At 69.9% G+C, this 2863-nt stretch carries 2 protein-coding genes and 1 pseudogene; all 3 read right to left on the bottom strand.

Translation table 11 applies throughout. The features are described 5' to 3' along the window. Positions 1–187: 187 nt before the first annotated feature. Positions 188–2014 carry a phosphoenolpyruvate carboxykinase (GTP) gene (locus tag G6030_RS07560; protein ID WP_182642696.1) on the bottom strand — a complete coding sequence of 609 codons (1827 nt, stop codon included), beginning with the start codon at positions 2012–2014 and terminating at the stop codon, positions 188–190. Positions 2015–2118: 104 nt separating this feature from the next. Then, positions 2119–2532, bottom strand: coding sequence for a DUF6802 family protein (locus G6030_RS07565; RefSeq protein ID WP_182642697.1), 414 nt, complete (start codon positions 2530–2532; stop codon positions 2119–2121). Then, a pseudogene (locus G6030_RS07570) lies at positions 2529–2863 on the bottom strand (hypothetical protein); the annotation flags it as partial. The gene G6030_RS07565 and the pseudogene G6030_RS07570, both read right to left, overlap by 4 nt.

Here is a 2863-nt window from a genome sequence, read left to right on the forward strand (position 1 = left end):
GCGATGAGTCCGACGACGGTGGCTCTCATACTTCTCCCTCCGCGGGAACGCGGTGCTCCCCACTCAGCCGTTCACTTTGACACTTGGTGGCGCCACTGTGAAGAGCGTCGAACACATAGTAATAGCGAGACGGGTCACACCGGAAAAAAATGTGTGACCCGTCCGCTATCGACCGTGTGGGGGAGCGTCAGCCCAGGCGCTCCTTGAGGGCGGCGAACTGCTCGTGGACCTCGGCCGGGACCTTGGGGCCGCAGAACTCGAGCCACTCGGTGATGAGCGGCAGCTCGCGACGCCACTCCTCGGGGTCGACGGCCAGGGCGGCCTCGACGTCCTCGAGCGGGGTGTCGAGCCCGGTCATGTCGATGTCGGAGGCGCGGGCGGTGAGGCCGGCGGCCGTCTCGTCACCCTCGACGCGACCCTCGATGCGGTCGATGACCCACTTGAGCACGCGGCTGTTCTCGCCGAAGCCCGGCCACAGGAAGCGACCGTCGGCACCCTTGCGGAACCAGTTGACCAGGAAGATCTTGGGCATCTTGTCGCCACCGCGGGCGCCCATGTCGACCCAGTGCTGGAAGTACTCGCCGACGTTGTAGCCGACGAACGGCAGCATCGCCATCGGGTCGCGACGCACCGCGCCGACCTGGCCCTCGGCGGCGGCGGTCTGCCCGGAGGACAGGGTCGCGCCGATGTACACACCGTGGTTCCACGAGTACGCCTCGCTGACCAGCGGGACCGTGTCGGCGCGCCGGCCACCGAAGAGGATCGCCGAGATCGGCACGCCCTCCGGGGAGTTGAACTCGGGCGCCGTGACGGGGCACTGGTCGATCGGCACGCAGTAACGCGAGTTGGGATGCGCGGCGTTGCCGGCCTCGCCGTCGCCGGTCGGGGTCCAGTCGTTGCCCAGCCAGTCGATGAGGTGATCCGGCGTGCCCTCGAGGCCCTCCCACCACACGTCGCCGTCGTCGGTCAGCGCGACGTTCGTGTAGATCGCGTTGCCCGGCTCCAGCGTCTTCATGGCGTTGGGGTTGGACGAGTAGTTGGTGCCCGGGGCCACGCCGAAGAAGCCGTACTCGGGGTTGACGGCGTAGAGGCGGCCGTCGGCGCCGAAGCGCATCCAGGCGATGTCGTCACCGACCACCTCGGCGCGCCAGCCCTCGATGGTGGGCTGGATCATCGCGAGGTTGGTCTTGCCGCACGCGGACGGGAAGGCGGCCGCGATGTAGTGGACCTCGTCGGAGGGGGAGATGAGCTTGAGGATGAGCATGTGCTCGGCCATCCAGCCCTCGTCGCGGGCCATGGCGGAGGCGATGCGCAGCGCGAAGCACTTCTTGCCGAGCAGGGCGTTACCGCCGTACCCGGAGCCGAACGACCAGATCTCCCGGGTCTCCGGGAAGTGGGTGATGTACTTCTCCTCGTTGCACGGCCAGGGCACGTCCTCCTCGCCCTCGGCGAGCGGGGCGCCCACCGAGTGCAGGCCCTTGACGTAGGCGCCGTCGGCGCCGATCTTCTCGAGGGCCGCGGAGCCCATGCGGGTCATGATCTTCATGGACACGACCACGTACGCGGAGTCGGTGAGCTCGATGCCCAGCTTGGGGTCCTCGGCGTCCAGCGGGCCCATGCAGTAGGGCACGACGTACATTGTGCGACCGCGCATGCAGCCGCGGTAGAGGTCGGTCATCTGCGCGCGCATCTCGGCCGGGTCGCGCCAGTTGTTCGTGGGGCCGGCGCCCTCGGCGGTCTCGGAGCAGATGAAGGTGCGCGACTCGACGCGGGCGACGTCCTTGGGATCCGACTGCGCCAGGAACGAGTTGGGCTTCTTCTCCTCGTTCAGCTTGACGAAGGTCCCGGCCTCCACCATCTCGGCGGTGAGGCGATCCCACTCCGCGTCGGAGCCGTCGGCGAAGACGACCCGGTCCGGCTGGGTGAGCTCGGCGACCTCCGCGATCCACGCGAGCATCTCGGTGTGATCGGTTGGTGCCTGACCCTCGAGGCCGGGAATGGTGGTGGTGGTCATCACAGCTCCTCGCGCGTGGTGCATGGTCTTGGTCACAGGGTATCGCCAACCGGTGCGGACCGCCGCGTCCGAGCCCCCGTTCGCGCCAAAATGTGAGGGATCCCTCAGATGTGGCCGTGGTCGATGCGCTCCCACCGCGCCGGCGGCGGGGGCGGCGAGGCCGGATCGTCGCCGGCCTCGTTGGTGAAGCCCCCGAAGGGTACTCCCTCGGCGGGGTTGGCCAGCCGCCACGAGTCGTAGCTGCCGTCGAAGCGCACGGTCGAGACGTGGTCGACCGTGCCGTCGCCGTCGACGTCCGTGTATACGGTCAGGCCGCGGTCGTCGCCACGCGTGACCGCCTCCATGAAGCCGTCCCCGTCGAGGTCCGCCTCGGGTGAGCCCAGGTCGAGGACCTCGTCTCCGACGGGGACGTGCAGCCCCAGCGACGACGGCTCGGCAAGTGGAGCGCCTTCCAGGCCGCAGACGTCCGGCGCGGTGTGGTGGTCGAACGGGTCCGGGCCGGCGAGTGGATCGGTCATGGCGACGTGCCCCCTGCAGTGGTGTGGGACCGGGCGGCCTGCTCGGTACGCATCCGGCGGATGCGCCGCTCGAGGTCGGTGACCCGGGGCCCGGGATCGTGGGCGAACCCGTCGGTGATCGTGGCCTCGGCGGCGAGGATCCGTGAGCCGAGGGACTGTTCGGTCTCGGCGCGCAGCGCCGCGAGCCTGTCGCCCACCGCGGCGACGGTGTGCGTGCGCAGCGCCTGCGTCCGGCGCACGGTGACGGTGACCCACCCCAGCGCCACGCCGCACAGCAGCGCCAGCGGGATGACGAGCGCCGCGGCGCCGGGCACCTCGGCGAGCGGGGCCA

The organism is Dietzia sp. E1 (assembly GCF_014145015.1).
In the GTDB taxonomy this organism is placed as follows: Bacteria; Actinomycetota; Actinomycetes; order Mycobacteriales; family Mycobacteriaceae; genus Dietzia; species Dietzia cinnamea_A.